Source organism: Pseudomonas sp. ADAK2 TE3594 (genome assembly GCF_053628675.1).
In genome coordinates, this window is sequence record NZ_JBRJGV010000001.1 from 395558 (window position 1) to 419735 (window position 24178).

The window sequence follows — 24178 nt, forward strand, 5'->3', positions numbered from 1 at the left end:
ATCAGTTAACCGCGATGGCGCAGTCGAAGGTTTTCACCGCCGGAACTTCTGGTGCCCATGGTTGTGAATAAGTCAGTCGCAAGCGGCCCGTGCCGGTGGCAAAGGCCTGGAAGCGCCAGGTGGAAATGCCCGCGCTGCCGACGATCCCGGCATCTTCCGGGTTGCTGTAAACCTCGGGGCTGAGCGCGCGCAACACGCCACCGGCCGAATCCTGGATCGCCCAGCGGTAACCCGTGGTCGGGTTGCTTGGCAGGGTCAGGATCAGGTTTTGCCCGTTGTTCAGTTGCACCGGGCATTCGCTTTGTTTTTCCACGGTCACGTTGTGTTTCGGTTGCGTGGCGCACGCGCTCAGCAGAGCGAGGGCGAGAGGGATAAACAGGCGGGTGGGGGACATAAGTCAGCGGCTCCGGCATTCACGACGAACGGCGAGCATAACTGAAGATGAGACAAAGTGTGACAGTGCTGGGAATGGGGGGTGTCAGGGCTGACGCCTTCGCGGGCAAGCCTCGCTCCTACAGGGGTGTGTGTCGATCACAAAAAATGCGAACGACACACACACCTGTAGGAGCGAGGCTTGCCCGCGAAAGCAATCGCACAGGCACTACACAACGATCAGAACAATATCTTCGCCACATCCGCAAAGCGCTTGGCAAAGTGCACGGTAATCCCTTCCTTCAGATAATCCGGCAGTTCTTCAAAGCTTCCACGGTTAGGCTCGGGCAGGATCAACTCGAAAATCTTCTGCCGACGCGCCGCGATGACTTTCTCACGCACACCGCCAATCGGCAGGACATGCCCGGTCAGCGTCAGTTCGCCGGTCATGGCCACGCCTTTTTTCGGTGGTTGGTTGCGGGCCAGGGACAGCAGAGCGCTGGCCATGGTCACGCCGGCGCTCGGGCCGTCTTTCGGCGTGGCGCCTTCCGGTACGTGGAGGTGAACGAAGGCTTCGTCGAAGAACGTCGGATCGCCGCCAAATTGCTTCAGATTGGAGCTGACGTAGCTGTAGGCAATTTCTGCCGACTCTTTCATCACTTCCCCCAGTTGCCCGGTGAGTTTGAAGCCACGGTTGAGAGTATGAATGCGCGTGGCTTCAATCGGCAGGGTGGCGCCGCCCATGCTGGTCCAGGCCAGCCCGGTGATCACGCCAATGCCAGACAGCACTTGCTCGTTGCGGAACACCGGCCGGCCGAGTGAGGCTTCCAGGTCTTTCGGGCCGAGCTTGATCACTGCTTTCGGTTCATCGAGCAGCTTCATCACGGCCTTGCGCACCAGTTTGCCGAGGTTTTTTTCCAGCTGCCGCACCCCCGCTTCCCGGGCGTAGCCGTCGATCAAGGCTTTCAATGCGTTGTCGCTGATGCTCAGGCTACCCTTGGACACGCCGGCTTTCTCAAGCTGTTTCGGCCACAGGTGACGCTTGGCGATCGCGACTTTTTCTTCGGTGATGTAACCCGACAGGCGAATCACTTCCATCCGGTCCAGCAACGGGCCGGGAATCGAGTCCAGAGTGTTGGCGGTGCAGACGAACAGTACTTTCGACAGGTCCAGGCGCAAGTCCAGGTAGTGGTCGAGGAATTCGACGTTCTGTTCCGGGTCGAGGGTTTCCAGCAGCGCCGAGGCGGGGTCGCCCTGGTAGCTCTGGCCCATTTTGTCGATCTCGTCGAGCATGATCACCGGGTTCATCACTTCGACGTCTTTCAACGCGTGGACGAGTTTGCCCGGTTGCGCGCCGATGTAGGTGCGGCGGTGGCCCTTGATCTCGGCTTCGTCGCGCATGCCGCCGACGCTGAAGCGATAGAACGGCCGACCGAGGGATTCGGCGATGGATTTACCGACGCTGGTTTTGCCCACACCCGGCGGGCCCACCAGCAACACGATGGAGCCGCTGATCTCGCCCTTATAGGCACCGACCGCGAGGAATTCGAGGATGCGGTCCTTGATGTCATCGAGGCCGGCGTGGTGTTTGTCCAGTATCTTGCGCGCGTGTTTGAGGTCGAGTTTGTCCTCGCCGTACACGCCCCAGGGCACCGACGTCGCCCAGTCGAGGTAGTTGCGGGTCACCGCGTATTCCGGTGAGCCGGTCTCGAGGACCGACAGTTTATTCATTTCCTCTTCGATGCGTTTCTGCGCCTGGGGCGGCAACACCTTGCCCGTCAGACGTTGCTCGAACTGCTCGATGTCGGCGCTGCGGTCGTCTTTGGTCAGGCCCAGCTCTTGCTGGATGACCTTGAGTTGTTCCTTGAGGAAGAACTCGCGCTGATGCTCGCCGATCTTGCGGTTCACTTCGGCGGAGATTTCTTTCTGCAGGCGCGCGACTTCGACTTCCTTGCGCAGCATCGGCAGGACTTTTTCCATGCGCTTGAGCATCGGCACGCAGTCGAGCACTTCTTGCAGCTCGCTGCCAGTGGCCGAGGTCAGGGCGGCGGCGAAGTCGGTCAGCGGTGACGGGTCGTTGGGGCTGAAGCGGTTGAGGTAGTTCTTCAGCTCTTCGCTGTACAAGGGGTTGAGCGGCAGCAGTTCCTTGATCGCGTTGATCAGCGCCATGCCGTAGGCCTTGACCTCATCGGTCGGCTCGGTGGGCTGGTGCGGGTATTCGACTTCCACCAGGTACGGCGGGCGATGGTGTTTGAGCCAGGTTTTGATGCGCACTCGGGTCAGGCCCTGGGCGACGAATTGCAGTTTGCCGTTTTCGCGACTGGCGTGGTGGACTTTGACCAGGGTGCCGTATTCCGGCAGGGCTTTGGTGTCGAAGTGGCGCGGGTCTTCCTGGGGGGTGTCCATGAAGAACAGGGCCAGGGAGTGGTGGTCGGATTGGCTCACCAGTTCGAGGGTTTCGGCCCACGGCTCTTCGTTGACGATCACCGGCAGTACTTGCGCCGGGAAGAAGGGCCGGTTGTGGATGGGGATGATGTAGACCTTGTCCGGCAGGTTCTGGCCAGGCAGGGCGAGGCCTTTGCCGGTGGAGTGGTGTTCGGCGTTGTCTGTTTCGGTGTATTCGCTCGTGTCTTCAGGGAATTCTTGCTGGTCGGTCATGGGGCACCTGCGCAATAGGGTATGGGTCTTAGATGGGGCAGGTGGGGGGTGGTTTCAATGGGCCTGGATATTTCAGCTTGTGTGTTCAGGGTTTTGACAGGTGTTTGGACTTGGCGGCCTTCGGGCCGACCATGTTTTGGTTGGGGGGTGTACATATCCGTTGCTGCGGTAACGGCGGCTTAGGGTTTCGCCCTTACGGCGAGGCACTTTTGGCAAACGCCCGGAATGCCGGCCCAGCCAAAAGTACCCAAAAGGTCTCGCCCCAAGCGTCCGGCCCCTCGCTGAGGCTCGGCGTTCCTTCGCTCCGGTATCCATCTGGGGGCATCGCCCTACGGTTGGCTTCGCTTCAACCTACATGCGATGGGTTCGACTGCGTCGAACGGCGCTGCGCGCCAATCCCCAGATGAACACCGGAACGAGGCCTCCCGAAGGGGCGGGTGGATCAAGATCAAAAGCCAGATCAAGAGCTGCAGGCGAGCTAACGCTCGGCCTGTTGAGTGGTGAGGGGCGGGTGCACGCCGATGGCTTTTTGTAGGAGCGAGGCTTGCCCGCGAAGGCGGCCTGACAGCCGACCAATCTCTCGCAGATGCACACGGTTCAATTGTGGGAGCGAGCCTGCTCGCGATGGCGGCGTGTCAGGCGACATCAATGTTGAATATCAGGCCGTCTTCGCGGGCAAGCCTCGCTCCTACAGGGGATCAGCTGTGTGGCGCAGGTTTTGGTATGGCCAAATAGGCAATGGAAAAGCACCAAGTAAAATTCAAGCCGCGACGCCCGGTCGCTGATTTGCAGCGACCCCCAAAGCCTATCCACCCCACTTCCGAACGACAACCGTCAAAACCTGTCGGAAAGTTCTCAAAAAATCACCACGACTGTAGGACCTGCACGGATATCTCTGACTACCACAATCAACTGTAGGAGCGAGGCTTGCCCGCGAAGACGGTGTGTCAGTCGACATTAATGTCGAATGTAAAATCGCCTTCGCGGGCAAGCCTCGCTCCTACAGGAGTTTTGGGTGTGTGGGGGATTGCATTACTGTCTAGTCCTGAAACAGGTGTAAACCTTATTCAGGACGGGACAGCGCCCACAAAAAAAGGCGACCCCCTCACAGGCGTCGCCTTTCCTTTAACTGCCGCTACCGCTTATTCCGACAGTTTGTACGCAATCACATAGTCACCCTGTTTGGTGCCGAGCGATCCGTGACCACCCGCAACAACGAGCACGTATTGCTTGCCGTCTTTACCGGTGTAGGTCATTGGTGTGGTTTGCGCGCCTGCTGGCAGGCGGCCTTCCCACAGTTGCTTGCCGTTTTTCACATCGTAGGCGCGCAGGTACTGGTCGAGGGTGCCGCTCAGGAAGGCTACGCCACCCGCGGTGGTGAAGGTGCCGCCCAGGCTGGGAACGCCCATGCTCAGAGGGATTGGAACCGGCGAGCTGTCGCGCACTGTGCCGTTCTTGTGCTTCCAGATGGTTTTGTTGGTGGTCAAGTCGACCGCCGCCACGTAACCCCAGGCCGGTGCCTGGCACGGCAGGCCCATTGGCGACAGCAGTGCTTCGAGAATCACACCATAAGGTGCGCCCTTGTTCTCTTGCACACCTTCGGTTTCGCTGATGCGAGGACCTTGCTTGGCGATTTCCGCTGCCGGGATCAGTTTCGATTTGAACGCCATGTAGCTCGGGTTCACGAAAGCAATCTGACGCACCGGGTCAACCGAGATACCGCCCCAGTCGAACACGCCGAAGTTACCGGGATAAACGATCGAGCCTTGCAGCGACGGCGGGGTGAACATGCCGTCGTAACGCAGGGATTTGAAGTCGATCCGGCACAGCATCTGATCGAACGGGGTCACGCCCCACATGTCGCGTTCCTTGAGGGTCGGCGGCACGAAGTTCAGGTCGGACATCGGTTGGGTCGGCGAAGTGTGGTCGCCTTCCACCGCGCCCTGCGGCACCGGAATTTCCTTGATCGGCACGATCGGCTGACCATTGCTGCGGTCCAGCACGTAGATGCTGCCTTGCTTGGTGGACGCGAGTACCGCCGGTTTCACACCGTCTGCGGTTTTCAGGTCCATCAGGGTTGGCTGGCCACCGACGTCCATGTCCCACAGGTCATGGTGGGTGAACTGGAAGTGCCAGCGCACTTTGCCGGTGGCGATGTCCAGCGCGGTCAGGCCGGCGGCGTGCAGTTCCGATTCAGGGGTACGCGCGCCACCGAACTGATCCGGGGTCTGGTTGCCCATCGGCAGGTAAAGCATGCCGAGTTTTTCGTCGACCGCGAACATGGACCACATGTTCGGTGAGTTGCGGGTGTAGGTTTTGCCTTCGGCAATCGGCGTGGTGTCGTCCGGGTTGCCGCTGTCCCAGTTCCACACCAGTTTGCCGGTGTGCACGTCGAACGCGCGGATCACGCCGCTTGGCTCGTCGATGGAAACGTTGTCGGTAACGTGGCCGCCAATCACTACCAGGTCTTTGGTGACCGCCGGTGGCGAGGTGGAGTAGTAACCGCCAGCGGTGAAGCCGCCGATGTTGGCTGTCAGGTCAACCTGGCCACCGTTGCCGAAGTCTTCGCACATTTTGCCGGTGTCGGCGTTCAGGGCGATCAGACGGGTGTCGGCAGTCGGCAGGAAGATCCGGCGCGGGCAGACGCTGGTCACCGGCGCGTTGGCCGTGCCGGTCGGGCTCTGCTCGGAGGCGTAGGCGGCGTCATCGTGATAGGTCACGCCACGGCAGGTCATGTGCGCCCAACCCTTGAAGTTCGCCGCGTTTTGCGTGGAGAGCTTCGGATCGAAACGCCAGATTTCCTTGCCGGTGTCCGGGTCCAGTGCGATCACCTGGCTGTGCGGCGTGCAGACATAAAGCATGCCGTTGGCTTTGAGCGGGGTGTTTTCGGCAGTGGTTTCGCCCGGGTCGTTCGGGCCAGGCAGGTCGCCGGTGCGGTAGGTCCAGGCGGGTACCAGTTTGCTGACGTTCTGCGGCGTGATCTGCGCCAGTGGCGAGTAACGATCGCCATGGGCGCTGCGGCCGTAGGAGTTCCAGTCGCCATCGGGCATGGCCGGAGCGGTGTTGGTCATGCCTGGCACGCTGTCGCGATCCAGTTCGCCCTTGATTTCACCAGGGTTGGTGAACAGGCTGGCCAGCGCGGCGATACCGGCGATGACCACGGCAGCACTCAGCACGCCGGTGCCGACCGGGTTGAACTCGCCGCTACGCAACGGGCGACGAAACCATGGCAGCAGCATGACGATGCCGAGGGTAAAGAGCAGCGCCAGACGTGGCACCAGTTGCCACCAGTCCAGACCGACTTCCCACAGTGCCCAGACCGTACTGGCGAACAGCACCACCGCGTACAGGCTCAGCGCAGCATAACGGTCGGCAAGCAGCAGCCCCCCGGTCAGCATCAGGCCGATACCGGCCAGCAGGTAATACAGCGAGCCGCCAAGCATGCTCAGCTTGATCCCCCCGGCCAGCAAGGCCAGGCCCATTAGTAGAAGCACGATACCGAGCAGGCTCGGCAGCAGACGGCTTCGACTGAAAGCACCATCAGCGCTCATAGTGTGGTTCTCCGTGACGTTTTAAGTAGTCCCGCGCAAGTTCACTGTAGATGACGATCTGGCGCGGGCAGGGTTCATATAAAAAACGGTTGGACGCCGCATTCCCTTGTAGGAGCGAGGCTTGCCCGCGAAGACGGATTAACATTCAACAAAAGATGCTGATTAATAAATCGCCTTCGCGGGCAAGCCTCGCTCCTACAAGGATTTGTGGTGATTCTTAGAACGACGACTGGATTTTGATCCCGCCAATCAGCGCGTCATCGACCTTGTCCACCCCACCGGGGTGGCGGATGTATTGCAGGTTCGGGCGTACGGTCAGCCAGTTCGTGACGTGCACACCGTAATAGAGCTCGCTGCTGTATTCGGTGTCTTGCGGTGGCAGGAACGACGGGTCGTCGAAATCGAAGACGGCGCGGGCCTGATTGGTGGCCTCGGCGTTCTTGCGGTAGGCCGGGTTGACATGGACACGGGCCAGAGCAAAACCGATGTCGTCCCTGGCGCGGGCATCGAACAAGCCTTTGTAGACGACGCCGGCCTGGACATAGTTGTCGATAGCGTTGGTCTTTTTGTCGTGCATCGTGCCGTTGGCAAACACGCTCAGGCCCCGAGAGTGGTCACTGGCGCGGCTGGTCAGCTGCTGCTGCACACGCAGCCACACGCCATGCTTGCTCGATGCGCTGCGGTAAGCCTCGCCACTCAGGGCTGCCGGCTGGCCGTTGCTGTCCTTGTAGACGTCGGTGGCCTTGGCATTGCTGTAGTAGTAACCGGCGCGGTATTCACCTGGCAGGCCATTGAATTTCGGAGTCCAGACCAGTTCCACCGGCAGGATAGCGCCCTGAGTGCCGCTGCCGCTGAGCTTGAAGCCGTTGTCCCGATCCAGATTGGACGGGTTTTGCTCGTAAGCCCCGATTTGCGCGTAGAACTCCGGCGTCAGGTGATATTTGACGCGCATCGCCCACTGGCTGACCGGCCAGTTGTACCAGATGCCGCCGACCCAGTTGCCGACCTGGGAACCGCAGAACGCCAGGTTCTGGAAGTCGCAGGGGAAGCTGTTGAAGTCTTCGCCCTCGCCGAAGCGGCCGACTTTGATATCGAGCTTCTGATCGAAGAATTTCTGCTGATACCACATCTGCGTCAGGCGCCAGGTCTGGCCGCGGCCCCAGACTTCCTGAGCCGAGGTGAAACCGCCGACCCGCGGATCGTTGATCCGGTCGTTGCTGATGTTGTTGCCGTTGCGCTCGGTGATGGTCAGCTGAAATTCAGCGTCGTCCCAGCCAAGAATCTTCTGCAAGTCCAGATGGGTACCAAAGCCAAACTGGTCGCTGTAGCGAGCGGTGCGGTCATGGTCGTAGCCGCCGTGCAGGTTGCTACCCATTTCACCGGTGTAATCGACTTTGAAGTCGTAGCCTTTTTCCGAAAGTTCGGTGCGCGTACCGTTCCAGTCACCGAGCATCCACGGCGAATCGCTATCGAAGGCCGGTGCAGCCTGGGTGCAGGTAGCAAGGCCCAACGCAGTGAACCCGCCAATCAGGTTTAAGGCTTTTCGACTGGCCACAGGGGGTAAGACAGCGCTGTCTCGCGGAGTTTGAAAATCGGGCATAGAGAAGAAATTCTTGGTCTTTTTCTAAAGGGGGTGAACTGAACGCAGCAGGAATGAAGCAGGGGAGAAGCGTTTCAGCTGGACGGGCGTAAGGATAATGTTCTGTTACACATAGAGAAAGAGCTTTTACTGACATGGATCATTTCGGATTTGGTAATAGTTGCTCAAAGACCGGCACCGCAGTACCGGTCGGGCTGTGGGCGGTGTTAACCGGCATGTATCAGAGCGCGATTGATGCACCGTGGTGAGCCGTGGAGATGCACTCGCTGCAAGTGTCGGGTGCATTGCGAAGTGAACGCTCGGCGTCCATGCAACAGCGAGTAATTATCGGCGATCAGCAGGTCGCCGGGTTGCCAGGCGTGAGCGTAAACGAACTGCGGATCGCACAGGCGCCGGTGCAGATCCAAGGCGAACTCGCTGATCTCTGATGCTTCGATACCGTGATACTCCAGCGAGTGACGGTTGAGCACCTGGCGGTTGGTGACGGGCGGTTCGCAGTAGCGCAGCACCCACTCGTGGTCTCGAGGATCATGTACCAACAGGGGCGACCGGACTTCGCCGCCATAGTGAGCGACTTTGTCGATACGGTAGGTCACCTCGATTGCCTGCCATTGCGCGAGTCGCTGTTCGGGCACCTGCCGGATCAGCGCGCGGGTATTAACGAAGGTGGTCTGCCCGCCAGCCTCAGGGCCAGGTGCTTGCAGGCAGTGAAACAGCTGGAATTCCGGGACTGTCGGTACAAAGACGCCGTCCCAGTGCAGGTGCATGTCATGGTGATCGAACACATGATCCTGCGCATCCCGGTGTTCGCGCACTTCAAGTATGTCGCCATACGAGCCTGACTGAATTTCGCCCCATTGCCTGGCGTAGTGCACCAGCGCCGTGGGGGTGTGCAAGTCATGGCTGAAGTCGCGCAGGATTACCAGGTGATGTTGTCTGGCGAGCTCGCGCAATTCGTCGATCGGCAAGCGGGACAAGGATTGCCCGCTGAAAGCCGGTGTGATCGTCAGCCCGAACGGCTGATTGAGTTTTTTTTCGATGCGTCCTTGCATGGAAAGTCTCCTGTGGTTGTGGGTCGTTGCAGGGACTTTAGCCTGCGGCATACAACCAAGTCGAAGACGCAGCTCGGAGGATGTTTTACCGGTTTTTTCCTGCGGGATCTTTTGCGAATGAGCCTGCTTGCACGCAGGAGTTCTCCTACAGTTAACTCAGGATCTGTCCCGGTATTCGAAGAGGCACTTCCACCTGACCACACCCTCGGCTAAGGTGCGCGGCTTCCATTCCTTTCATCGCTCGAAGGCCCGGCATGACCGAACAGAACAACAACCCGCTGCACGGCGTGACGCTGGAACAGATCCTCAACGCCCTGGTTGAACACTATGAATGGTCGGGGCTGGCCGAGCGCATCGATATCCGCTGCTTCAAAAGCGACCCAAGCATCAAGTCGAGCCTGACGTTCCTGCGTAAAACCCCGTGGGCGCGGGAGAAGGTCGAACGCCTGTACGTGAAGCTGATGCGCACCAAGCGCCCACTCTGAACATGGTCATACCCTCGACGCCAGGTTCTGCCGCGAGGCGTCGTTGTGTTGCCGTGGCGGCGATTCTGGGCTGGGCCGGTTTGAGCATTCAGCTGTACCTGATTCTATACTTGCGCTGGAGTGTTGCGGCCAGTCTGCTGGGTGGGCTGGTGAGTTTTTTCAGTTTTTTCACCGTGCTGAGCAATACGCTGGTGGCGGTGGTGCTGACCTGTGAACTGACGTCCCGCGAGTCGGCAGCGCGACGCTGGTTTTTACAGCCGTGGGTGAGCAGTGGAATTGCGGTGAGCATCGCCGTGGTCGGTGTGGCGTACAGCCTGCTGTTGCGCCATTTATGGCATCCCGAAGGCTGGCAATGGCTGGCCGATGAGCTGATGCATGACGTCATGCCGCTGCTGTTTCTGGCTTATTGGTGGTGCTGTGTGCCCAAAGGGACGTTGCGGTTACGGCACATTGCGTTGTGGGTGATCTATCCGCTGGTGTACTTCGGCTTTGCGTTATGGCGCGGGCATCTGCTGGCGGTTTATCCCTATCCGTTCATTGATGTGGACAAGTTGGGTTATCCACAGGTGTTTGTGAATGCAGGGGGATTGTTGGCGGGGTTTGTGCTGATTGCGCTGGTGGTGATTGGGCTGGATCGGTGGCGCACGGACCGGCAGTGAACACTGTGGCGAGGGAGCAAGCTCTTATCAAACAAAAAGCAGGTAACCACAGTGTTGTGGTTATTCCTCGTCGCTGTCATCCAGTCGCCAGTAGCCAACGGCTTTCACGAACTGCTCGTCCAGCCCGTGCTCATCGAGCAATACCCGGCGGATCTGCCGTGAGACCTTGGACTCGGTCGCCACCCACGCATACAGATTGCCATCGGGCACTTTGATCTGTTGCACGGTGGTCAGCAGGTTGTTTTTGCCTCCTTCACGCAACACCCAGATCACATCGACCTGGGCTGCGCTTTCCAGGCGTTGTTGTTCGGCGCCGTTCTCCACTTCCACGATCACCAGCGCACGCCGGTTGGCCGCCAGGCCTTCAAGTCGGCGGGCGATGGCGGGCAGGGCGGTTTCGTCGCCGATCAGCAGGTAGCTGTCGAAGATGTCCGGCACGATCATCGAACCCCGTGGCCCGCCGATGTTCAGGAACTGGCCAGGTTTGGCCTGCTCGGCCCAGGTCGAGGCAGGGCCATCGCCGTGCAGCACGAAGTCGATGTCCAGTTCCAGGGTGTCGAGGTCGTAGCGGCGCGGGGTGTAGTCGCGCATTTCGGGCAACGGGCCGTTGTCCTTGCCGGCGCCCAGCACCAGGTTTTCCAGCGCTGCTTCTTGCTCGGCATTCTGCGGGAACAGCAGTTTTACATGGTCGTCCGTTCCGAGGCTGATGAAGCCTGCCAGCTCAGGGCCACCCAGCGTAATCCTGCGCATGCGCGGCGTCAGGTCGACCACCCGCAGGACTTCCAGGCGACGGCGTTTGATCTCATGCATGACGCGGTGAATGGATTGGGATGGGGATTGCAGGATCACGTCAGTCATTCGGCTTTCTCCTGAACAGGTTGAACAGCGGGGCCATCGACGATGGCCTTGGCGGTGTTGTTGAGCAGGTCGCGCACCCGCAGGATTTCTTCCGGGCTCCAGCGTCCATGGTGCATTTGCAGGGCGTGGCGCAAGTTGTGCACCGCTTCGTGAATTTCGGCCGGGCGATCATGGCCACGCAACGAGCGTTTGCTGACTTCAATGCGCATGCGCACACCGTCCAGGGCAATCGCTTGTTCGCTTAATGACAGACGTCCGGCGTCGGTGATGCTGTAGCGTTTTTTTCCGCCCTCGGCGTCGCCCAGGATCATTTCGCTTTCTTCCAGAAAGGTCAGGGTCGGATAAATCACGCCGGGGCTGGGGCTGTAGGCGCCGTCGAACATGTTTTCAATCTGGCGGATCAGGTCGTAGCCGTGGCATGGCTGTTCGGCGATCAGTGCCAGCAACAGCAATTTCAGGTCACCGGGGGCGAATACCCGTGGGCCGCGTCCACTGCGTTCGCGGCCGGGTCCGGGGCGTTTCTCGAAGCCGTCGCGGCCATCGCCGTGTTCGCGGTGGGGGGAATGATGGTCTCTCATTTTTTGCGTTCTCTCGTCGTGTTTAGATACAACTTAAGATATATCTTAAAAGCTTCGCAAGGCCCCCCGACCAACGGCTGATCACAACGCCAGACGAGAATGTCACTGAAAATGGCGTTTTCGCCGCTCCAGAATCGGCTTTTAAAACGGGCGAACAAGTTGAAATTAGTGTTAACTCTCTAAAGTGACGATTCACACCTTAATTCATTAGCTTTGTAATATCCCTCCTACAGAAGTGGCAGTGTCGTTGTCGGCCTTTATTGCCAGTGTATTGGCTTTATGTAGTCTTGATCTGACAGTCGAACAGCGACTTTAACAATACTTCAGTATTTTTCTTTCCGCGGTCGCGGCACTTTGGCTACACCCTTTGAGGAACTTGCCTGCTTACTTTCCAGATTATTTGGTCGATCATCTTTCGGCGTTGAAAGTTGCACTGGAACATCACTGCTCGTGACGGTTGTGCTCCAGCGAAACTTTCAATACTTAGACCCTTTTTATTTAAAAGACAGGTACTGAAAGATGTTCAAGAAAATCGCGTTTGCTGCTCCTCTGGCTATTCTGGCACTGAGTTCCTCGATGGCGTTTGCGGCCACCGAAGCCAAGCACTCCATCAGCATTGTTGCCCACGTGCCGTCTGACGATTTCTACGCGGTACCGGTCGATGCGGACCTGGTCAACAAGGATCAGGACATGAGCTACAACCCGTCTACCGGCGCGATGAGAACAGTCGACGGGCACTTCGACGTGCTGCACACCGCCGGCAAGGTGCATGCCCGCCTGGAAGGTGTGCCGAAGCTGATTGCCGGTAACAGCACCATCGATCTGAAAGTCGAGCTCAATGGCAAAACGCTGACGACGACTTCGCAAGAAGTTGTTGGCGACACCGAGTCCAACGTCCGCTATCGCGCACCGTTCAAAATCAGCGCGACCGGCGCCAAGCCGGCTGCGGGTGATTACACCGGCGTCGTCATGCTGGTCGTTGAACCTTCCGTCTAAGCAACATCGGCGACGGTAAAACGTTTACTTATTCAAGTAGCGTAACCGGTCGGCAAGCTGTTTCGGTTTGTCGGCCGGGCTTTGACTTCCTTGTAATCAGAGTACTTGTTCATGTTCCCGATGACGCCCATCGCGGCAACGCTTGCGTTGCTGTTATGTAGCAGTGCATTTGCGGCGCCTACTTCCGTTGATCATACGCCTCGAAGTTTGCTGGCCCAGGCCAAGGGCCTGCCAGCGGAGTTCGAAGAGCATTTCTTCGATGTGCCATTGGCGGTGCGGGTCGAGCTCGATCAACAACCCCTCGGCGAGGCGATGATTGTGTTGTCCCGCGATGACCGGGTCACGTTGCTCGAATTCGCCGACACCAGTGACAGCCGCTTCAGTGCGAGCGAACGCGACACCTGGGCCACCATCCTCAAACCCGGCGTTGCGCTGGGCACCTGCACCGGACAATGCCCGGAACAGATGCTGGCGGTGCACTACAACCTGGAAAACTCATTGCTGTCGATCGTCACCGAAAATGCCGAACGCGACAGCGAAGCCAAGCGTTTCTACGACCAGCCCGAAGGTGGCAGCAGCGGCCTGATGGTGCGCAACCAGCTCAATCTCAATGGCGGTCAGGATCAGGACCTCGGCGGGCGTTTCGGCCTGGAGGCCAGCGGCAGCCTGGGCAATTGGAGCCAGACGTTCAACATGCAACTGGCGCGTCTTGGCGGGCCGGACGACAAGACCTATCACGCCGTGCATGAGCTTTACACCCAGCGCGAACTGCAAGGCAGTTTTTTTCGCCTGGGTTACTTCACCCCCAATTCCGAAGGCCTGACCCGTCAGCCGCGCTCGTTCGGCACCAGCCCCGACACCGCCGTGGGCGTGATGTACGGCAGCTCCGACAGCCTGGCGATCGACAGTCCCAAACCCAGCGTTTATCCGATTTATGTCACCGCCAATCGACAGGCCTCGGTGGAGATTTTCCGCGATGGTTTGCTGATCAACACCCAATCGGTGCCGGCCGGTTTGCAGACCCTCGACACCCGGCCATTGCCTGGCGGTATTTACGAGGTAGAAGTGCGCCTGATCGAAGACGGTCAAACCACCTCGACCACCCAGGAACTGATCTACAAACCGAATAACTGGCGCAATCACGATGAGCGCTGGCGCTACAACCTGTTCGCCGGACAGGAAAGCAAACTGCTCAGCAACTGGGATCAACAAAACAGCGGCGATGCCACGGCGGGAGCTGCGATCAACTATCTGTTGCACCCCCGTGTGATCCTCGGGCTGTCGGCACGTCAGGTTCGCAACACGCTGCAGTACGGCAGCTCCATCGACTGGAGCCTGGCCAACAGCATCAACCTGTATGCCAACCTTTATCAGACCGAAAACCACGGCACCGGCGCCGATCTGCAAGCTCTCTACAACTATGGCTCCGGCAGCCTGGTGGTGAGCCACAACCGCAGCTGGCTCGACACCACCAACACCTACGACACGTTGCCCGACGCTACCCGCGTGCGCCAACGCAACGTGTTCACCGGCGAGACCAGCAATTCATCGCTGGCACTGAACCACCGGATCAGCCGCAAAAGTTCGCTCAACGCGCGAGTGTCCCACAGCGATGGCAACGTTGAAGGCGTCGGCGTGGATCTGGGCTGGACACAACGCACCGTGCTGTTCGGCAGCGATGCCAACTGGCGACTGTCGTTGTTCGATCGTCCGGGCAGTTACAGCAGCGGCGACGCGCGCAATCGCGGAGTCGATCTGAGCATCAACATGGCGCTGGGTGGTCCGGGGCAGCAGGTTTCCGGGAGCATCGGCAGCCGTACCGCCCGTGACGGCAGCCGCGACACCAACGCCTCGCTCGGTTATCGCAAAGACCTGCAGGACCACGTCTTGCAGAGCGTCTCGGTGACCGCGCTGACCGACACCTACGGCGTCGGTCTGTCGAGCCTGGCGAACTTTCGCACCGATGCGGTCAATGGCGACGGGTTCATTCAGCGCTCCTCGTTCAACGAAAACTTCACCGGTGGCTTGAACCTGGACAGTACCGTCGTCGTTGGCGGCCAACGCATGGCCCTGACCAGCCAGCATCAGGGGCGAGGTGCCGGGATGATCGTTGACGTCGAGTCGGATATCGACGGCATCGCGTTGCGCGCTGACGACCTCAGCGGTGGCAGCGCGGCACTGCGCCCGGGGCGAAATTTCATTCCGCTGACGGCCTACAGGAACAGCTCGGTGAGCTTCGATTTCGAAGGCAATCACGCGCCAGCGGCCAGCATCGAGCCGGCTCGCACCCGCTATCACCTGAACAAGGGTGGCGTGGAGTACCGCAAGGTGCGGGTGATGAAAACCCTGACCGTGCTCGGACGTCTCGTCGACCCACAAGGCCGGCCGCTCAAGGGCCACCACGTGATCAACCACGCCAGTCGTGGGGTGAGTGAAGTCGATGGCTTCTTCTCGATGGAAATGCACGCCGGCTCACCGACGCTGGAAGTGCGTTACGCCGACCAGTTGCTGTGCCAGTTCCGGCTTGATACGGACAAGCACCGCAGTGAAAACAACGTGTTGATGATCGGCGACCTGCGCTGCTCGCCGGATACGTTGGCGGATGCCGGTTTCAGCACGCAGAAGTCAGGTTGAACGACAGCCGATGCACGGAATTTCGAGGGTTGGATCAGTGATGCATATGTCAGGAGCAACGGGCTCGCTAATGAGCCGCTTCACCCTCCTGGGCGTGTTGATGGTGTTGTTGCCATCATCCGCCGAGGCCGTAACTCAGGAGATCAGGGCGGTGTTCAAACCGGACCCCGCGAATCCTCAATTCAACGAGTTCAAGAACAGGACCCCAATGAGTGGTTTTTGTCTTGATAACCCGAACCAATGCAAGGCTGAAAACCTGTTCAGTCTGCGTTTGCCCATTCAGTCCTATTCGAATGCGACCATTCAGGGCGGCCATAGCAATGAGCGGCAGGGCGCGATGTTCAATATTCCATCGCAGTGGGAGACGATTACCGTGACTCATCCGACTGCCCCGCCGCAGGTCGTGAAATTTCGCGTTGCTGGTATGGGTGTGTCTTACAGGCTACCGCTGCCAGCGCCAGAGCTGACGAACGGGGCAGGGCACGATTATCTTTTTGCAGGGGGGATCTGGGCTTATGCCGGCCCCCCCTGTACTGGCTTGCTGGGCGCGGGCAACGACATCGGGTTCAACAGTTTCTGGAGGCATCCGATCAATGCGGGCGTCTGCGCCAAGCGAGCGATGTTCGACATTCCCCAGCCCTTCAAGTACGAAACGTTCGACTTTACCTATGAGCTCATTACCCCTGACCCCCTGGCAATGGTCTCGGGTCAATACACCGGGCAGCACGTGTTTCGAGTGGGGCCGAATCAGGCATTTGACCTGGGTGATGTCATGGTCCCGAATGATGACCTCATCGTTCTGGATTTCCACCTCGACGTCGAGCATGAGCTCAAAGTCGATATCCCCCCCGGTGGCAACATAATCCAGTTGCTGCCGGCCGGTGGCTGGCAAAGCTGGCTGGCGGCAGGGCGGCGCCCGGTGAAGTTGTTCCGTGACCAGACTTTCAATATCTCCGCCTCATCGCGTTTCAAGATTGAGCTGCGATGTGGTGTCAGCATAGATGAGAGGACCGAATGTGCGCTTGATAATCCTGACGAGAACCGTCGAGTCCCGGTGTTCGTCAGCGTCAGCCTGCCTGCCGGCTTGACCGACCTCTCCGGGCAACCGGTCCGGCACCAGCGATTGCGGCCGGGGCCGGAGAATGCCCTGCAGTTCAAACCCGGTTTTTATGTGGATCGGGCACCTGGCACTTTGCATTTCGAGATCCCGGCAGATCGGATGGAAGGGATGTTGCGGCCTGGCATGGCAAGCCGCTATTCCAGCCCTGTTTTTGTGATCTGGGATTCGGAAATCTGACGGGCTGCGCATCGAAAAATCGAGCCAGCACTGTGTTCAATGTCGTGGGGTTTTAAGGTTATGAAACGTCTGTTGCTAATGGTGGGTTTGAGCGGGTTTTCCCTGGGGCTTCAAGCCGGCCCGCAAATCAACGTCGGAACGGTGTACGACTATCTGGATGGCGATAAAAGCACCTATCTCAAGCGCGTGTTCAACAGTGGCGACAGCACAGCGTTCGTCAAGGTCAACATTCTGGAAATCGTCTATGACGCCGAGGGCACCCCTAACGAAGTGCCGGTCAAAAGCGACCCGGGCGCGACATCGCGCGACGGGCTGATGGCCAGTCCGGCGCGCCTGATCATTCCGGCCAACGGTATGCAGGGCACACGCCTGTTGTTCATGGGCGGGCGCGACACCGAGCGCTATTTTCGCGTGCGCTTCATCCCGGTGGTGCCGGAAAAGGAAGACGAATTCGCGGTGTCCAGCGATGAGCGTGAGGACTACAAAAAGAATCTGTCGGCCGGCGTCAACGTCATGACCGGGTTCGGCACGGTGTTCTTCGTCAGGCCGAACAACAGTCGCTACGACAGCCAGATCGAGAATGGCGCGAGCACCTACCGCATTCGCAACAACGGCAATACGTCTGTGGTCGTCGATGAGTTTCGCAACTGCTCGATCAAGCAGGAAAACCAATGCGAGCCCACCACCAAGCACCACATCCGTGCTGGAAAAGAGTTCGCGTTCGACAAACAGCCCGGTCGTGAATACCGCTTCAACCTGGTCGAGGGCGCTTCGAAAAAGACCCTGCACATTGCCAGCCAGTAACCACCGGCACACGCGAGTGGCTGCCGTTGCTCGTCGCTTTTTTTGACGTAACAGGTACCTGAAATGATCAAGCTATCGGCCATCGCCTTGTGGGCAGGCGTCACGGCACTGATGAGTTCCCTGGCGTTCGCCGCACGGGAAGAGCACAGATTCGAAGTCTCGGTGGATATTCCGACCTTGGGTTTTTACGTGATTCCGGCCGAGTCGAACTGGATTCATCTCGAGCAGACATTGCCGTGGAACATCCACACCTCAACGCTGGAAGGGCTGCGCAAGAACTTTGACGTCAAGCACGACAGCAGCGCCATCCACGCGCGGCTGGACAGCGAGCCCTACCTGTCCAACGGCCGCGACGATCAGAACATCTACCTGCTTGTCAGCTTCAACGGCAAGGAATTGAGCCATGACCCACAGCCCCGTGAAGTGCTGTCGCGTGCTCAGGCTGTTGCCGGCGGGCGTTTTCCCCTGCACATCCAGCCGAAAGTGCCAGCAGGTGGGTACAAGCCGGGTCGTTACTACGGGAATGTGCAATTGGTCTTCAGTGCCGCGGCACCGTGAACCCGATTATTGGAGTCAGGGATAGATGAAGCTTACACGTTGGTTATGCAGCGCCTGCGTGGCGTGGACGATTGCGGCGCCGGTCCGGGCCGAACAGGTGGAAATCACTGCATTGTTCAAACCGGATTCGGCACGCCCGCAAATGAACAAGTTCGAGAACACCACGCCGCTCAGCGGTTACTGCGCCAATTACCCCGGGCAGTGCGAAGAGAATCAGACATTCAGTTTGCAGGTGCCGATTCAATTTGATTCGCGCGCGCCCATTCGCGCCAACCATGCCTCGCCTCGACAGGGGGCGATGTTGAAAGTCCCGGCGCAATGGCGAGAGCTGACGGTCAATCACGAAACCACCCGCGAACCGGAAACGGTGAAGGTTCGGATCGTAGGTATTGGCTCCCGGTATGTGACTGAGGATGTCATGCAATTGGTGGGTGGTGCCGAAGACTACCGGGTTGCCCACAATCTTTTATGGGGATTGAGTTGGGTATATAGCCCTGCGCCCTGTCTTTACAGCGGTGTCGGCTGGTTTATTCATAACGCCTACAGTTTTTTCTGGAAAACACCGGAACAAGCGGTGTGCGCAAAACAGGCAAAATTCGATATCCCATGGCTGCGCCTGGATTACCTCGACTTTGCTTATGAACTGACAACGCCTAATCCCTTGGGCATGTCTTCGGGGAATTACCTTGGTTCGCTGACTTACACCGTCGGCCCGAACGGTGACTTCGATTTTGGTGACGTCATGTTGCCGAGCAGTTCCACCTTGACCCTGAACTTCAACCTCGACGTTCAACACACGCTCAAGGTTGATATTCCGCCGGGTGGAGAAAAAGTCCAATTGGTGCCGGCGGGCGGTTGGCAAAGCTGGCTGCAAGCCGGCCGTCGGCCAGTGAGCCTGTTTCGCGACCAGACGTTCAATATCTCGGCGTCATCGCGGTTCAAGATGCAGATGGAGTGTCAGTTCGGTGGTTTCCCTTACGAATGCATGTTGAATGATCCCGTCTCCAAGCGATCAGTCGAGCTACAGGTCAGTGTCAGTTTGCCCAATGGTCTGACGGATATGTCCGGGCAACCGGTCAAGCGGCGCCAATTGCGCACCGGACAAAACAGCGCGCAACAATTTCAGCCCGGTTTCTATGTCGATCGAGCGCCGGGAACTCTGCATTTTGAAGTTGCGCAACAGCAGATGGAATTCATGTTGCAGCCTGGTGTAGCCAGCCGTTACTCCGGCAATGTGACGGTGATCTGGGATTCCGAGGTTTAAGGCCTGATTTTGTCTGCAAGCCTGCCGGCATTTCTGCCGTCAGGCTGCAATGGGCTGGTTTACTGGCCGGCGCGCTCCAGCGCCGCACGGGTCAATCGCCTCGACAGTTCTTTTTCATCGTCACCCAAGTCGACAAGCAGCCTGTTGAAGGTCGCCTCGCTGATGGGTTCATCGGCAAAGACCACCGTTTCCGGCACCGATAAAGCATTCGCAAGATCCCTTAGCCGGTTGCGCAGAGCGGCGCGTTCAAGATCCGACAGTTGCGTTGACTCGACCCATTCACGCTGGGTGGATCGCAGGACCTCAAGCACCTCGTACTTGGCCAGATGCTGTTGTTTGTTCGTTTCCAGCCGCACCGGATACCGCTCGCCCAGGTAGTTTACCCAGAAGTCCTGTTCGAGCATCTTGTTCACCAACCCATCGCCTTCACCCAGTGCCAATACCGTGTCGTAGGCTTGATCGATCATTGCGTCGGTGACACCGGACACTGGCCGATACAGCATGCCTTCGGATTGCCAGGGCAGGCCGAGGCGTTTCGCCAGTCCGGTCTGGTAGGCCAGATAGACTTCAACATCATCAGGGTCGCCTCCACGGCTGGCGACATCGGCCCTGGCAATCTCGTTCACGTGGTCCAGCCGCGCCGCGCCTTTGGCCAGGGTCACCAGCTTGCGTTCAAGCTCTGCCGGTTCGATGGAGTAGGTATAGGCTTCGTAAGCGAGCACGTTGATGCCCATGTGGTTGAACAACTGCGCGCCGGCATCGGCGCAGTCCACCGGTGCGACCACCATGGTGAACAGTTTTTCCCGCAATCGGCTGTCGACATGCACCGCATCGAGCATGCGCCAGACGCGCTGCATCAGTTGATCCCTGATCGCTCCGCCGGCGCGGTAATCGGCAAAGTCACGCACACTGAGCAAGGTCGCCATGAACGGTTGGGCGGCAGGTTCGTCCACCAGTTCCGACCAAGGGGTTTCCCGGTCGAGCCCCCAGCCTGGCACATCGCCCCAATAGTCGGCGCCAAACATCGAGACGATCGATCTGTTTTGCGATGGGCCGGGGGGAATGACGGGTTCCGGTGGCAACGCCATCGAACGGCGGTGTGCCTGGTAGCGCACCTGGTTGAGCTCCGACAGGCTGACGACGTCCAGTCGCGTCCGGGCCACCAGCCACTGCGCATCGGAACCTGTCACAACCTCAGGGATATGTGTGAGGGGATTACCGCGCAGGTCGAGAAGGAAACCCCGTGGCCGAGGTCTGGCCAGCGTGCCTTCGGGCCAGGTGTCCAGCCCGGTATTTTTCAGGATGACGACCTTGAGACGGGGCATGCGCGAAAGGTTGGGTGACAGGCCCAGCGGGTTGTTTTCCAGTCTCAGGACTTCCAGGTACGTCAGGCTGCGCAACCGCTCGACGGCCGCGGTATCCAGCACGATGTGATTGTCGCTGAGCCGCAGGCGTTCGAGGCGGCGCAACGTGGTGCCGATGCGGTTGGGCAGGCGTGTCAGCTCGCAGCCCTTGGCGCTGAGTTCCACCAGGTGCGGGAAGTCCTTGAGCAGACCGTTCGAGTCACTGGAAAAGCGCGTGTTGTCGAGTTTGAGTACGGTGACCTTGTCGAGGAATTTTTTCAGCTCGGGGCGCTTCGCCCACCAGGTTTCCAGATCCAGGGGCAGCATTTCCCGAGAGAGGTCGAGGGCATAGGAAGACGGATCGGCGCGGTTGCCCAGTTCTGCGTTCTTGCGTTCGAAACAGTCGAACAGACGTTCGTAGATATGCAGCCCGCCGCCGTCGCGGAACACCTGACTGCCCGGCCCCCAGCTTTCCGGTTGCTGATAGCGCCAGCGATGGACGATCACCCGCAGTTCATCAAGCTCGTTTTCATGCCTTTCGATGGCTTTGAGGGGCTCGCCCTGTTCGGTCAGGGCATCGGCAAACGCGTCGACCTCACGAGGGCTGAAATGCGGATGCAAGTCCTGAATACGCTCCTGCAGGGTGGCGGCGTCTTTGCTCAGACCTCCCCCGCGCACCAGCAACAGCGTGTCGTGCTGGACAACCGATCGTATGGGGGCACTGGCCAATACGGTGCGGCGTTCGCTCGGAGCCGTGGTCTTGGTGATGATCCACTGCTTGAACTGTTCTGCTTCGGTCGGACGATAGCCCAGGACACTGCGACCATTGTCGTCCATGGCGTGAAGGATAGCTTCATATAGACCGCTCGCTTCATGGATCGGCTGGTTTTCGCCATCGCGCACCAGATAGCGCTCGGACGCGATACGCACCAGCACCCGGATCCGTTCGGCCGACTCGGCACCGGCACTGCAACGTAACTCGCCATCGAACGTCCCCTCGCGGATTTCGATACGCAACGCACCGAAGGTATCGCTGTAGTGACGCAAGGCACCGAGGATCAGGCGTTCGCTGTCGATGTTGCTCAGTGCTTCGCGCTGCAAGCCCTGGGCAGCCCTGACGGACTGCAACTCAAACTGCAGCTCGCGGGCGGTTGTTCTCAAACGCAAAGGCAAACGGCGACGCTGCGCGATCTGCTGCAGTTCCATGGGCCTGGCCTGGGCAATCACCCTCTCTGCGAGGATGGGCGTTAGCTGCGGGCAGTCAACCAACACCTGACTGACTTCAGGGGAGAGCGGTGTCGCCGCATCGTCCGGCGTGGTGCCCAGGTGCACCAGGGTATCGGTCAGCAACGGTGGCGGCGGTGCGTTTTCCACATGCATGCGTCGCAGGATGTTTTCGTCGGTGCCGGTGAGCTGGCGAATCTGCTCCAGCTGCGCATCGCTGAAGCCATCGGTGCTATGCCCGATCCGTCGCATCAGTTGCGTACCTTCCCACTGGCGCGGGTTTTCCGTTTCGCAGACCCAGGCACCACGGGCATTGTGATCGAGGGTGGGCGCATAGGCTTCGGGCCGTCGCGGGTGGCGGATACGATGCTGACCGGTGGCCGGATCCTTCACCACTTCGAACAGGTGCTGATCCAGTTGCAGCAACTGCTTGTCGCCCACCGGATGCAGCCCATGGGCGTCGGGCCGGGTCTGTGCTGGCAGCGCCTGTTTTGGCAATCGGTAAGGTGTGAGATCAGGATTCCACAGCCGCGTCTGGCCATCCGCCAATTGCACCGGTTTCAACCCTTCTACAAACGATGAGAGCTTCATCCCGGCGACGTGGCCGAGGGTTGCACCGGCGGCGAAGGCGCCGAGCTGGACAATGCTTTCCAGCACGCCGATGGCTTGTTCCCCAGCCTCGGCCAAATGACCTTCGGCCAGCTCCACTACGCCTTCGAATACGCCGTCGAGCAGTTGATACGCCGTATAGGCCAGCATCAACTCGCCCAGAAAAGGGACAAGCGGTGTCGCCACCAGCAGTGCCACGTTGAGGATGTCCGAGAGCATTTTTTCCAGATTGTCCCACCAGGCCCAACGTGCCATGCGGTCGGCGTACTCGGTGGAAATCGCGATTTCTCGGGCGTCATTGAGGATCTTGTTCAGTTTTTGCCGGTAGAAGTAGCCCCATAGATCACCGGTGAAGCGCGTCTCGCGATCCTCCTGAATCTTCGACAGGGTGAACTGTAGGTTGGGGTTATCCACTGGCGTTTCACGCCAACTCGGCAGGTTGGAACCCGGCGCGGCGGGCTGCCATTTGACTTTACCCAGACGGTCATTCAATCCGGCAAAAAAATGCCCCCGTTGTTGATGGTTCACGAACGGGCTGAAAAACCGTTGATAGCTTGTGGCAGAGGCACCATCGCGTAGCTGCCGCGTCAGTTCAGCCATAAATTCGAGCGACGACGGGTATTGCTTGAGCGGGTGTTCCGGGTCATGGGGAACGTAAGCGATCACCGGGACAGGGCCGGTGGCGGTGGAGACATCGGCGCAGATCAGGACAATGCCGATCAGGCGCGCATCCATCATCGCCAGGTTGTAATAGCTGATGGCCTGGCCGTTCCAGCGCAGATTTCTGCGGTCATCGAGCATGCCCTGCACCACGTCATAGGCGTCCTGGCCGATGTCGTTTTTCATCAGGGCCATTTGCGCCGCGACATTGAGCGCGCTCTTCTGGCTGAGAATGACTTTGTGGCGCAAGACATTGCTGGCCACTTTATTTGTCGACAGTAAAAATTCGTTCAAGTGTTGTTCGTATCGAGCACCGATGTTCAGTTCGCGACACAGTGACTTGAACTGATCGATGCTCATTTTGTGCTTAAGCTGTTTTATCGCGAAATGACCCCGGGCGTCGGGGCGGGTAATGAATTCGGAATCGGCTGTGAATGTTTCGTTGGCCGAAAAGTTGTGCAGCGCCGCATCCAGCAAGGAAACGGTTCGGCTCTGAGTGCCGGATGCAAAGTCATGCACCCACCACGACGTGTTCACCGGTGCATACAGCCGCAGCCAGATTTGCTCGACGTCATCGTCTACACCGAAGCGTTGTTTCAGAACCTGTTGCAGTAAGGGTTTGGCAAAGGCGTAGACATCTTGCAGGTTGCTCAGTGCTTGCTCGACGCTGTTTTGCGCGTTCCAGTTGAGCTTGAGGTCATTCCTCAAGCTTCGGTGGGCAGCGACCGAAGCGCTCTTGTGCCAGTCGGGAATCGTCAGTCTGACGTTCTTCAGCGCTTGGACTTGTGGCGCTGAAGCGTTCAGCAGCCAGGAAGGGATGGCTTTCTTGATCAACTCATAGTGCGTGCTTTTGGCGGAGAGAGCGATTGAGGCCTGATCTGGTGGTAGAAGTGTCGGGGGGAAATTGGGCATTGCTTGATCGTCCATTGATCAATAGTGGAGCGACCAGACTAGGTAAGCAGCTTGCCCAAAAAAA

The 24178-nt window shown here is 59.0% G+C and carries 16 protein-coding genes; 8 read left to right on the plus strand and 8 right to left on the minus strand.

From position 1 onward, the window contains the following. Position 1 precedes the first annotated feature (1 nt). From AB7M22_RS01775 to AB7M22_RS01795, 5 genes are all read right to left on the minus strand, one after another. Positions 2-394, minus strand: coding sequence for a protease inhibitor I42 family protein (locus AB7M22_RS01775; RefSeq protein ID WP_427623005.1), 393 nt, complete (start codon positions 392-394; stop codon positions 2-4). Between the two features lie 218 nt (positions 395-612). Next, on the minus strand, positions 613-3030 hold the full coding sequence (gene lon, locus AB7M22_RS01780; protein ID WP_454185032.1) for an endopeptidase La: 2418 nt from the start codon (positions 3028-3030) through the stop codon (positions 613-615). A gap of 1142 nt (positions 3031-4172) precedes the next feature. Continuing rightward, positions 4173-6581: a glucose/quinate/shikimate family membrane-bound PQQ-dependent dehydrogenase gene (locus AB7M22_RS01785; RefSeq protein WP_454185033.1), complete on the minus strand. Its 2409-nt coding sequence runs from the start codon at positions 6579-6581 to the stop codon at positions 4173-4175. A gap of 217 nt (positions 6582-6798) precedes the next feature. Continuing rightward, positions 6799-8181, minus strand: a complete 1383-nt coding sequence (locus tag AB7M22_RS01790) for a carbohydrate porin (protein WP_454185034.1) — start codon at positions 8179-8181, stop codon at positions 6799-6801. Between the two features lie 206 nt (positions 8182-8387). Then, positions 8388-9233 carry a TauD/TfdA dioxygenase family protein gene (locus AB7M22_RS01795; protein WP_454185035.1) on the minus strand — a complete coding sequence of 282 codons (846 nt, stop codon included), beginning with the start codon at positions 9231-9233 and terminating at the stop codon, positions 8388-8390. A gap of 254 nt (positions 9234-9487) precedes the next feature. Between AB7M22_RS01795 and AB7M22_RS01800 the strand changes: the two genes are divergently transcribed. After that, entirely contained in the window at positions 9488-9718 is a 231-nt protein-coding gene (locus AB7M22_RS01800) for a VF530 family protein (protein ID WP_007903672.1), read from the plus strand. Between the two features lie 2 nt (positions 9719-9720). Further along, positions 9721-10377 carry a Pr6Pr family membrane protein gene (locus AB7M22_RS01805; protein WP_454185036.1) on the plus strand — a complete coding sequence of 219 codons (657 nt, stop codon included), beginning with the start codon at positions 9721-9723 and terminating at the stop codon, positions 10375-10377. A 60-nt stretch (positions 10378-10437) separates the two neighbouring features. Here the strand turns inward: AB7M22_RS01805 and AB7M22_RS01810 are convergent, their stop codons facing one another. Both AB7M22_RS01810 and AB7M22_RS01815 read right to left on the minus strand, forming a co-directional pair. Beyond that, positions 10438-11235 (minus strand): siderophore-interacting protein, encoded by a 798-nt coding sequence (locus AB7M22_RS01810; protein ID WP_454185037.1) that lies wholly within the window; start codon positions 11233-11235, stop codon positions 10438-10440. Then, positions 11232-11813 (minus strand): PadR family transcriptional regulator, encoded by a 582-nt coding sequence (locus AB7M22_RS01815; RefSeq protein WP_454185038.1) that lies wholly within the window; start codon positions 11811-11813, stop codon positions 11232-11234. Before AB7M22_RS01815 ends, AB7M22_RS01810 begins: the two co-directional genes overlap by 4 nt. Positions 11814-12332: 519 nt before the next feature. On the opposite strand from AB7M22_RS01815, the gene AB7M22_RS01820 reads away from it, so the two are divergent. The 6 genes from AB7M22_RS01820 to AB7M22_RS01845 all read left to right on the plus strand — a co-directional run bounded on the left by AB7M22_RS01820 (position 12333) and on the right by AB7M22_RS01845 (position 19366). After that, the gene (locus tag AB7M22_RS01820) at positions 12333-12809 is read left to right on the plus strand and encodes a CS1 type fimbrial major subunit (protein ID WP_454185039.1); all 477 of its coding nucleotides are present in this window, start codon (positions 12333-12335) and stop codon (positions 12807-12809) included. Positions 12810-12920: 111 nt separating this feature from the next. Further along, positions 12921-15443, plus strand: coding sequence for a CS1-pili formation C-terminal domain-containing protein (locus tag AB7M22_RS01825; protein WP_454185040.1), 2523 nt, complete (start codon positions 12921-12923; stop codon positions 15441-15443). Between the two features lie 70 nt (positions 15444-15513). Beyond that, positions 15514-16740 carry a hypothetical protein gene (locus AB7M22_RS01830; RefSeq protein ID WP_454185041.1) on the plus strand — a complete coding sequence of 409 codons (1227 nt, stop codon included), beginning with the start codon at positions 15514-15516 and terminating at the stop codon, positions 16738-16740. A gap of 60 nt (positions 16741-16800) precedes the next feature. Then, entirely contained in the window at positions 16801-17544 is a 744-nt protein-coding gene (locus AB7M22_RS01835; protein WP_454185042.1) for a molecular chaperone, read from the plus strand. A 63-nt stretch (positions 17545-17607) separates the two neighbouring features. Beyond that, the gene (locus AB7M22_RS01840; RefSeq protein WP_454185043.1) at positions 17608-18102 is read left to right on the plus strand and encodes a CS1 type fimbrial major subunit; all 495 of its coding nucleotides are present in this window, start codon (positions 17608-17610) and stop codon (positions 18100-18102) included. 25 nt (positions 18103-18127) lie between these two features. Continuing rightward, positions 18128-19366: a hypothetical protein gene (locus AB7M22_RS01845; protein WP_454185044.1), complete on the plus strand. Its 1239-nt coding sequence runs from the start codon at positions 18128-18130 to the stop codon at positions 19364-19366. A 59-nt stretch (positions 19367-19425) separates the two neighbouring features. Here the strand turns inward: AB7M22_RS01845 and AB7M22_RS01850 are convergent, their stop codons facing one another. Further along, positions 19426-24114 (minus strand): dermonecrotic toxin domain-containing protein, encoded by a 4689-nt coding sequence (locus tag AB7M22_RS01850; protein ID WP_454185045.1) that lies wholly within the window; start codon positions 24112-24114, stop codon positions 19426-19428. Positions 24115-24178: the final 64 nt, after the last annotated feature.

Bases quoted from the DNA above. Each gene is read 5' to 3' on its own strand.
- AB7M22_RS01815 (WP_454185038.1), bottom strand. From the start codon at position 11,813: ATGAGAGACCATCATTCCCCCCACCGCGAACACGGCGATGGCCGCGAC.
- AB7M22_RS01820 (WP_454185039.1), top strand. From the start codon at position 12,333: ATGTTCAAGAAAATCGCGTTTGCTGCTCCTCTGGCTATTCTGGCACTG.
- AB7M22_RS01840 (WP_454185043.1), top strand. From the start codon at position 17,608: ATGATCAAGCTATCGGCCATCGCCTTGTGGGCAGGCGTCACGGCACTG.
- AB7M22_RS01825 (WP_454185040.1), top strand. From the start codon at position 12,921: ATGTTCCCGATGACGCCCATCGCGGCAACGCTTGCGTTGCTGTTATGT.
- AB7M22_RS01785 (WP_454185033.1), bottom strand. From the start codon at position 6,581: ATGAGCGCTGATGGTGCTTTCAGTCGAAGCCGTCTGCTGCCGAGCCTG.
- AB7M22_RS01775 (WP_427623005.1), bottom strand. From the start codon at position 394: ATGTCCCCCACCCGCCTGTTTATCCCTCTCGCCCTCGCTCTGCTGAGC.
- lon (WP_454185032.1), bottom strand. From the start codon at position 3,030: ATGACCGACCAGCAAGAATTCCCTGAAGACACGAGCGAATACACCGAA.
- AB7M22_RS01795 (WP_454185035.1), bottom strand. From the start codon at position 9,233: ATGCAAGGACGCATCGAAAAAAAACTCAATCAGCCGTTCGGGCTGACG.
- AB7M22_RS01845 (WP_454185044.1), top strand. From the start codon at position 18,128: ATGAAGCTTACACGTTGGTTATGCAGCGCCTGCGTGGCGTGGACGATT.
- AB7M22_RS01800 (WP_007903672.1), top strand. From the start codon at position 9,488: ATGACCGAACAGAACAACAACCCGCTGCACGGCGTGACGCTGGAACAG.
- AB7M22_RS01850 (WP_454185045.1), bottom strand. From the start codon at position 24,114: ATGCCCAATTTCCCCCCGACACTTCTACCACCAGATCAGGCCTCAATC.
- AB7M22_RS01810 (WP_454185037.1), bottom strand. From the start codon at position 11,235: ATGACTGACGTGATCCTGCAATCCCCATCCCAATCCATTCACCGCGTC.
- AB7M22_RS01805 (WP_454185036.1), top strand. From the start codon at position 9,721: ATGGTCATACCCTCGACGCCAGGTTCTGCCGCGAGGCGTCGTTGTGTT.
- AB7M22_RS01790 (WP_454185034.1), bottom strand. From the start codon at position 8,181: ATGCCCGATTTTCAAACTCCGCGAGACAGCGCTGTCTTACCCCCTGTG.
- AB7M22_RS01835 (WP_454185042.1), top strand. From the start codon at position 16,801: ATGAAACGTCTGTTGCTAATGGTGGGTTTGAGCGGGTTTTCCCTGGGG.
- AB7M22_RS01830 (WP_454185041.1), top strand. From the start codon at position 15,514: ATGAGCCGCTTCACCCTCCTGGGCGTGTTGATGGTGTTGTTGCCATCA.